Annotated in this window: 8 protein-coding genes; 5 read left to right on the top strand and 3 right to left on the bottom strand. The window is 69.2% G+C overall.

What is annotated here, in order from left to right; genetic code table 11:
* The coding region (locus K8V11_RS06550; protein ID WP_303911881.1) for a non-ribosomal peptide synthetase at nucleotides 1–2232 on the bottom strand (2232 nt) is incomplete at its 3' end.
* A gap of 190 nt (nucleotides 2233–2422) precedes the next feature.
* Between K8V11_RS06550 and K8V11_RS06545 the strand changes: the two genes are divergently transcribed.
* Both K8V11_RS06545 and K8V11_RS06540 read left to right on the top strand, forming a co-directional pair.
* Nucleotides 2423–2653: a PspC domain-containing protein gene (locus K8V11_RS06545; protein WP_303911879.1), complete on the top strand. Its 231-nt coding sequence runs from the start codon at nucleotides 2423–2425 to the stop codon at nucleotides 2651–2653.
* Between the two features lie 44 nt (nucleotides 2654–2697).
* Complete coding sequence (locus K8V11_RS06540; RefSeq protein ID WP_303911877.1) at nucleotides 2698–3567, top strand: crotonase/enoyl-CoA hydratase family protein; 870 nt, start codon at nucleotides 2698–2700, stop codon at nucleotides 3565–3567.
* Nucleotides 3568–3608: 41 nt separating this feature from the next.
* Here the strand turns inward: K8V11_RS06540 and K8V11_RS06535 are convergent, their stop codons facing one another.
* A complete protein-coding gene (locus K8V11_RS06535; RefSeq protein ID WP_303911875.1) occupies nucleotides 3609–4280 on the bottom strand; it encodes a TetR/AcrR family transcriptional regulator in 672 nt (223 codons plus the stop codon).
* Between the two features lie 106 nt (nucleotides 4281–4386).
* A complete protein-coding gene (locus K8V11_RS06530) occupies nucleotides 4387–4863 on the bottom strand; it encodes an inorganic diphosphatase (protein WP_303911873.1) in 477 nt (158 codons plus the stop codon).
* A gap of 178 nt (nucleotides 4864–5041) precedes the next feature.
* On the opposite strand from K8V11_RS06530, the gene dacB reads away from it, so the two are divergent.
* The 3 genes from dacB to hpt form a co-directional block, all read left to right on the top strand.
* Nucleotides 5042–6481, top strand: a complete 1440-nt coding sequence (gene dacB / locus K8V11_RS06525) for a D-alanyl-D-alanine carboxypeptidase/D-alanyl-D-alanine-endopeptidase (protein ID WP_303911870.1) — start codon at nucleotides 5042–5044, stop codon at nucleotides 6479–6481.
* Between the two features lie 10 nt (nucleotides 6482–6491).
* The gene (gene tilS, locus K8V11_RS06520) at nucleotides 6492–7544 is read left to right on the top strand and encodes a tRNA lysidine(34) synthetase TilS (RefSeq protein ID WP_303911868.1); all 1053 of its coding nucleotides are present in this window, start codon (nucleotides 6492–6494) and stop codon (nucleotides 7542–7544) included.
* 130 nt (nucleotides 7545–7674) lie between these two features.
* Nucleotides 7675–8143 (top strand): hypoxanthine phosphoribosyltransferase (gene hpt, locus K8V11_RS06515; protein ID WP_303911883.1); only part of this gene is annotated, 469 nt, incomplete at its 3' end.

Raw genomic sequence — 8143 nt, 5'->3', positions numbered from 1 at the left:
GCAGTGGTCGCGAAGCGTGAGCATTCCCGTGACCGGGGGCAGGGTGTGCAGGTCGACGCCCTTGCCGATCTTCGCGCCGAGCAGCGAGGCGAACACGAGATTCCAGCCTGCGGTGCCGATCCCGGCCGCGCCGCATGCCTCGACCCAGCGCTCGGCGAACCACAGGCGAAGGTGCACCGAGCCGCCGCGTTTATATCGGCCGGGCCGAACGCCACCCAGGAGCGGCCGCGCCACCGCGGCGGCGAGCACGATGCGGCCGACCGGGGTGAGCAAGATCAGCGCGAGCACAACGAGTGCGGGCGTCGGAAGCTGCGGCGCCCAGTCCGCACCAAGCGCGCCGGCAACCCACGCGCCCAGCGCGAACCACGTGCCGATGCGCGCCCCGGCGAGTGTGACGAGCGGGAGCAGCAGGACGAGTTGCACCAGCTGCGCGCCGAGCGGAACGGGAGTGACGTCGCGCTTCTGGACCTCCGCGACCGGGTCGAGGCCGTCGAGGAAATCGGCGAAATCGGCGAGCCTCGGGCGATCGTAGAGGTCCCCGACCGTGACCTCGGGGTAGCGCTCGCGCACGGTGGTGATGACGTGCGCGGCAGCGAGGGAGCCGCCGCCGAGCGCGAAGAAATCCTCGCCGGACCCGGACACGTCTGCGCCGACCGCCGAGGACCACATCTCCGCAACCCAGCCCTGCGTGCCCTCGAGTTCCGTCTCGGGCGCCGAGGTCGACTCCAGCGGCCACGGCAGCGCGGCCCGGTCGACCTTGCCGGAGGTGCGGGTCGGGAGTTCGTCGACGAGGGCGAGACGGGGGACGACGCCGGCCGGCAGCGATTCGCGCAGCAGGCCCGCGGCGTCCGGAAGATCGAATGCGTCGGGGTTGACGGCGACGAGGTAGGCGACGAGGACGCTCGCGCCCGCATCGGTCTTCTTCACCGCCGCCGCACCCGCGTGCACGCCCGGCAGCGCCGACACGGCGGTGTCGACCTCGCCGAGCTCGATGCGGCGGCCACCGATCTTCACCTGGTCGTCGACGCGCCCGCCGAAGTAGAGGCCATCGGTCTCGAGGCGGACGAGGTCGCCGGATCGGTAGGCCCGTTCCCAGCCGAGGCTCGGCATCGGCGCGTATTTTTCCGCGTCCTTCTCAGGATCGAGATAGCGGGCGAGCCCGACGCCGCCGATGACGAGCTCGCCGGTCCCGCCGATCGCGACCGGCTCGCCGGCGCCATCGACGACCGCGAGGTCCCAGCCGTCCAGCGGCAGACCGATGGAGACCTCGCCGCTGCCGGTGAGCTGCGCGGCGCAGGCGACGACCGTCGCCTCGGTGGGCCCGTAGGTGTTCCACACCTCGCGACGGCCGCCGGCGACGAGGCGGGCGGCGAGCTCCGGCGGGCAGGCCTCTCCGCCGAGGATGACCATGCGCACCCCGGTGAGCATCGAATCCGGCCACATCGATGCGAGCGTCGGCACCGTGGAGATGACAGAGATGTCGCGCTCGAGGAGCCACGGTCCGAGGTCGAGGCCGCTCTTGACGATCGACCGCGGAGCGGGGACGAGGCACGCGCCGTGCGCCCACGCGAGCCACATCTCCTCGCAGGAGGCGTCGAACGCGACGGACAGCCCGGCGAGCACACGGTCGCCCGGGCCCAGCGGCTGCTCCTGCAGGAACAGGCGAGCCTCGGCGTCCACGAACGCGGCAGCTGAGCGGTGCGAGACCGCGACGCCCTTGGGCACGCCGGTCGTGCCCGAGGTGAAGATTATCCAGCAGTCATCGTCGGGTCGGGGAGGGCGCGGCGCCTCCGACGTCATACCCGGGTTGTTCTCGTGCGAGCCGGACGTGGTGCGCAGTCCGTCTCCGGTGAACACGGCGGCGACGCCGGCCTGGCCGAAGACGAGCTCGGCGCGCTCCGCCGGATCGTCGACGTCGACGGGGACGTAGGCGGCTCCCGCGGCGAGGGTCGACAGGATCGCGAGGTAGAGGTTCGCCGAGCCCGAGGGCATGTGGATGCCCACGCGCGCACCCGGCGCGACGCCCTGGCCGTGGAGCCAAGTCGCGGTCTCGGCGATGTGGGCGTGCACCTCGGCGTAGGTGAGGACACGCTCGCCGTCATCGATACAAGCGGCGTCGGGGAACCGACGAACAGCCGACTCGAACACGTCGATGAGCGTGCGAGAAGGCGCAGCGTGCGGGGAACGTAAGTAGTTCTGTGGAATGCCTTGCACTCGTAGAAGGATATCCATAGACCGAGAAAAGCGCTGCACTGGCAGGGCGGTCGCGGCGCGCGTGAGCAGAACGCGCGGCGAGCGTGCGGGAGAACCCTGAGATGGGAATTCAGGGACAATCCCCGATGTGCGGGGCGCTCGCGGCGAGAAGACTGGAGGACACCAGCCGGGACAGACGTTCCGGCGAAGACCACCGAAGGAGAACGCCATGAACGACATCTACGCACAGGGATACGACAACCCCTCCGGACCTCCCGCGCGCAAGCGAATGCGCCGTAACACCTCCGACCGCTGGATCGCCGGCGTGTGCTCCGGGATCGCAGACTACTTCGGTATCGACGCCACGCTGGTGCGCATCCTGTTCGTCGCGTCGATCCTGTTGCCGGGGCCGCAGTTTTTGCTCTACCTCGTGCTGTGGCTGGTCATCCCGAAGCGCTGACGGCGGTCGGCCGGGCGAGCCCGCGAGTATGGCACGCTTTGGCTATGACGAACATTGCGCAATACGCGAGCGAAGGCGAACCGAAATCGGTGCGGGTCGACCTCCCCGGCACCCTCGAGGGACGGAACCCGGGCGTGGCCCAGGTGACGCTCATCGGGCCCGGTAAGAACAACGGGATGGGCCCGGAGTTCTGGGCCGAGCTGCCCGGCGTCATCGCGAAGCTCGACGAGAACCCGGACGTGCGTGCGATCGTCATCGCCGGCGAGGGACGCAACTTCTCCTACGGCCTCGACCTCGCGGCGATGATGCCCGTACTCGGCGAATACTTCTCCGGAGAGGTCGACGCCTCGAAGCCGATGGGGCTGCACGATCTCATCACCTCGATGCGCGCCGCGATCGACGCGGTGGGTGAGGCGAAGACGCCGACCGTCGCCGCGATCCAGGGCCGCTGCATCGGCGGCGCCGTCGATCTCATCTCCGCCTGCGATATCCGGCACGCCGCCGCCGACGCCGAGATCTCCATCCGCGAGGTCAAGGTCGGCATCGTCGCGGACATGGGCTCTCTCGCGCGTCTGCCGCACATCATCGGCGACGGTCTCACGCGCGAGCTCGCGCTCACCGGCCGCGATATCGATGCGGACACCGCGCTGCGCTACGGACTCGTCACCCATGTCGCCGACTCCGCCGAGGCCGTCCTCGAATCGGCGCACGCCACCGCCGGCGAGATCGCCGACAATCCGCCGCTCGTCGTGCGCGGGGTCAAGGAGGTCATGGCGCGCGGGATCGAGGAACCGATCCGCCGTAGCTCCGAGTACGTCGCCACGTGGAACGCCGGCTTCCTGCCGGCCCAGGATCTGCTCGAGGCGGTCAACGCGACGATGGAGAAGCGCGCCCCGAAGTTCCAGGGCAAGTAGCGCGAAACCGGGCGCGTGGCGCGTGTTCTCGCCGGCGCCGGCTAGCGGGTCGGCGAGAACACGCTGCGCAGCGCGCCGAGCGCCTCGGTGACCTCCCGCAGCAGCACATCGGCGTCCCCGGGTGCGAGCTCGACGGGCCCGAGCAGCGGCGCCGATTGCGGTGTGCTGCTCAGCGCCACCGTCGTGGCCTCCACGAGCACCCGCAAAGATAAGGTCGCCGCCAGCTCGCTGCTCAGCCCGGAGAACGGGTTGTTTTTCCTATGACGTCGGACGAGCTCATCAATCAATGGGCGTGCGCGCTCGGTCACGACCGCCGACACGCGTGATTCGACGGACTCGGCGCTGCCCAGCGCATTAAAGGCTGCGGCGACCCGCAGAATGCGGCCGCTTTCCGCTTCGAGCATCCCGATCCACGCGCCCGAAAGCGCGTCGAAATACTCGGCGCCGGACGGTTGCTCGCCGAGCTTCTCGGTGAGCACGTCGAGCAGCTGCGCCAAGGGGTGCGCGAACATCGCGTCCTTGGAATCGAAATAGTTGTGGAACGTGCGCACCGACACCCCGGCGCGCTCGGCGATCGCCTCGACCGTTGCGTGGGTGCGGCCGGATTCGATAACGATGTCGAGTCCGGCGTCGACGATCGCCTGGCGGGTACGTTCCTTCTTCGCCTCGCGCAGGCCCTGCGCCGGCGCCTCCGCTTCGTTCCGAGGTGTCATTCCACCCAAGCTACCGGCGCCTCCGGTTCACGGGGCGGGCACGCAATCGCAAAACGGGCCGCACGCTTTTCGCGTGCGGCCCGTTTCAGCAGGCTTTGTGTGCCGGCTACTTCTTGTAGCGGGCGATCGCCTCGTCGATGAGGGTGTTGGCCTTTTCGGCGCCGACCCATTCGCCGGGGTTGACGAACTTGCCCGGCTCGAGGTCCTTGTAGTGCTCGAAGAAGTGCGCAATCGCCTTGAGCTCGAACTCATCCACATCGCCGACGTCCTTGATGGACTCCCAGCGCGGGTCATCGAGAACACACAGCAGCTTGTCGTCGCCGCCGGCCTCGTCGCTCATCGTGTAAACGGCGACAGGGCGCGCCTTGACGATGACTCCCGGCGGCACGGACTCGGGCAGCAGAACCATCGCGTCCAGCGGGTCGCCGTCCTCGCCAAGGGTGTGATCGATGAACCCGTAGTCGACGGGGTAGCCCATCGAGGTGAACAGGTATCGGTCCAGGTAGACCTTGCCGGTCTCGTGGTCGATCTCGTACTTGGTGCGCGAGCCCTTGGGGATCTCGATGGTTACTTCGATTGCCACGTGGTGACTCCTCGGATGCTTTTGAGCGGACGGGAAATGTCCGTTGCGGGCGTTATCGTTGGCCACGGCGGTCGAACTACCGTCGCCGAATCTGCGTTAAGTTTAATCGCAATGCCCTCCCACACGTACTCGGAGTATCCGGCGGGAGCGGCGCAGGGCCGAGGAGCGAGGAGAATAGATGGCGCCGAAGGTGTGGCGAGGTCGATCGATTCTGTGGCGAATCGGTCTTGTGCTCGTCGCCATGGTGCTCGCCATCGCGCTCATCGTTTCCGCCGCTCTGGCGACTAATACCGAGCATCTCACGGCCCCGGATACCGAAATGCCGGAAGTCGGAGCGCCCGAACCGGCGCTCACCGCGCTGCCTGTGGACGCACCGGCGCCCGCGAAGGCCGCGCTCGGCAAGCTCATCGCGCCGCTTGCCGCCGACCCGGTTGTGGGGGATCTCACCGGCGTCGTCATCGATAACGCCACGGGGGAGCAGCTGTGGGCCAAGGACGCCGGGCGTACACGCATCCCCGCGTCGTCGACGAAGCTGCTCACGGCGATGGCCGCATATTCGATCGTTCCCGCGGACAACACACTGCCCACGACTCTCGCGCGCGGCGAGGCCGAGGGCGAACTCGTCGTCATCCCCGGCGGCAACGTCACCACCGCCGCCGCAGAGGAGTCGACGTTCTTTCCGGGCTCGGACTCCCTCGACGACTACGTCGAGCTGGCCGAATCGACGGGGGAGACTTTCACCAAGATCACCGTCGCCCCCGGCCCGTACGAGGGCCCCGAGATGGCGGACGGCTGGAACGAGGCCGATATCCCGGGCGGCTACCTCACCCGGGTGCAGCCGTGGATGCTCGATGCGGGCCGCGTCGACCCGGAGGAGACCGAGTCCCCGCGCGAGGGCCAGCCGATGTACGCCGCCGCGGTCGAGCTCGGCTCGCGGCTCGACGTCCCGGAGAGCGGTGTGAAGCTCTCGGGGGACCCCGTCCCGGTGCAGGAAACGATCGGCGCGATCGACTCCGGGCCGCTGGTCGAACGCACTCGCAACATCCTCGACGACTCGGACAACGTCGGCGCCGACGCGCTGTGCCACGAGGCCGCCATGCATGTCACCGGCATCGATCACGCCGATCCGGTCACCGACGGCGAGGCGGGGTACACCGATGCCGAATCGAGGGTGTCGATCGAGGAGGCGACCGACAACGTCCTGCGCGTCCTCCGCGACAAGGGGATCGACACCTCCGGCACGGAGCTGGCCGACTGCTCGGGGATGAGCCGAGAGAACCGCATCTCCGCCGACGTCCTCGCGCAGGTCCTCCATCTGGCGGCGGGGCCGGAGGCGAACCCGCAGATGCGTGCCCTGCTCGACGGGCTGCCCATCGCCGCAGGCAGCGGCACCCTCCAGGACCGCTTCGGCGAGGGCTCGGGCGCCGAGGACGGCGCCGGCTGGGTCCGCGCGAAGACGGGCACACTCTCGGGCGTGTCCTCACTCGCCGGCATCGTCACCACCTCCGACGGCCGTTCGCTGTCCTTCGCGTTGATGTCCGAGGGCACCAGCCCCGCCGACGCCCGCCCGGGCCTCGACCGCATCGCCTCGCTACTGCGCGAGTGCGGCTGCCGCTAGCGGGGCCGACTTGTCGGGGCCGGACCAATCCGCACCAGCCGCGCAGCACTCCCCGCAGGGCAGCGCGGCGTGGCGCGTCCGTTCCGCCGTTCGCGCATGGCGCCGTGCGGGCTCGGCCCGCGTCCAAGGCGGCGCCGTGTGCGTCGCTCTGTCCGGAGGGGCCGATTCGCTCGCACTCACCGCCGCCGCGGTTGCCGAATTCGACGAGGTCCATGCACTGATCGTCGACCACGGACTCCAAAAGGGCTCGGACGCGGTAGCCCACCGCGCGGCCGAAATCGCCGCCCGGCTCGGCGCAACACCACGCATTCTGACGGCGGAGGTCGGATCCTCAGGCGGACCCGAGGCGGCGGCGCGCGAGGCGCGGTACGCCGCGCTGGCCGGCGCTCGGCAGGGCCTGCCGGTGCTCCTCGCGCACACGCTGTCCGACCAGGCCGAAACCGTTCTCCTCGGTCTCGCACGCGGATCGGGGGCGCGGTCCCTGCGCGCGATGGCCGCGTGGGATGAGCCCTGGGGACGCCCGCTTCTCGCCGTGCCGCGACAAGACACCCGCGCCGCCTGCGCCGAGGTGGACCTGCAGGTGTGGGACGACCCGCACAACCTCGACCCACGCTTTCGTCGCGTGCGGGTCCGCCGCGAGCTCCTTCCGCTCGCCGAAGATGTCCTCGGGCCCGGCGTCGCCGAGGCCCTCGCCCGCACCGCCGCCCAGCTACGCGCCGACGACGACGCGCTCACTGCGATCGCCGCCGCGAACCTTGACCGCGGTCGGCTGCCGGCTGACGAAGGGGAGAGCTCGGCACTCGACGTGGGCACCGTGGAGGCGGCCGAACCCGCGATCGCGGCGCGCGTGCTCAAAGCGTGGATGGCTGAAAACGGCGCCATCGACCTCACTTCCACGCACACCGAAGCTGTCGTCGCTCTCTGTCAGCGGTGGGCGGGGCAGGGGCCTGTGGCGGTGCCGGCGGGTCCCGAATGGCGTGGAGACGCCGGATCCGGGGGCACGGTGCGGCGGCTTTCGGTGTGGCGAGAGGGCAGGGTACTGCGCATCGGGCTGCGGCAGTAGAGTTGTGCTATCCAGGCAGGCGGAGCAACCGGCGGGGAAGGCTTTTAAATACATGGCATTCGACGAGACCAGTGAGAGTGCGGCACCGGCCGCCGTGGAAGGTTTGGCGATCGACCCCACGGGTACAGCCGTGCCGGACGGCAAGTATTCGGAAGAGATCGAGTCGGTGCTCATCGACGAGGCGACGCTGCAGGCGCGCATCGACGAAATGGGTGCGGAGATCGGCGCGCGCTACGCGGATGCCGAGGAGCCGATCATCCTCATCTGCGTGCTCAAGGGCGCAGCGATTTTCCTTTCCGACTTCGCGCGGGCGCTGACGGTCCCCTGCGAAACCGAATTCATGGCGGTGTCCTCGTACGGTGATTCGACGTCGTCGTCCGGCGTGGTGCGGATTCTCAAGGACCTTGACCGCGACATCGCCGATCGCCACGTGGTCATCGTCGAGGACATCATCGACTCGGGGCTGACGTTGTCGTGGCTGCGCAAGAACCTTTCGACCAGGCAACCGAAGTCGCTCGAGGTTGTCACTTTGTTGCGCAAGCCCGAAGCCGTGAAGGTGGAGGCGAAACCGTTGATTGTCGGATTCGACATCCCCAACG

It is taken from the genome of Dietzia timorensis (genome assembly GCF_020742175.1).
GTDB lineage: Bacteria > Actinomycetota > Actinomycetes > Mycobacteriales > Mycobacteriaceae > Dietzia > Dietzia timorensis_A.
This window is presented reverse-complemented; position numbering and strand designations above follow the sequence as displayed.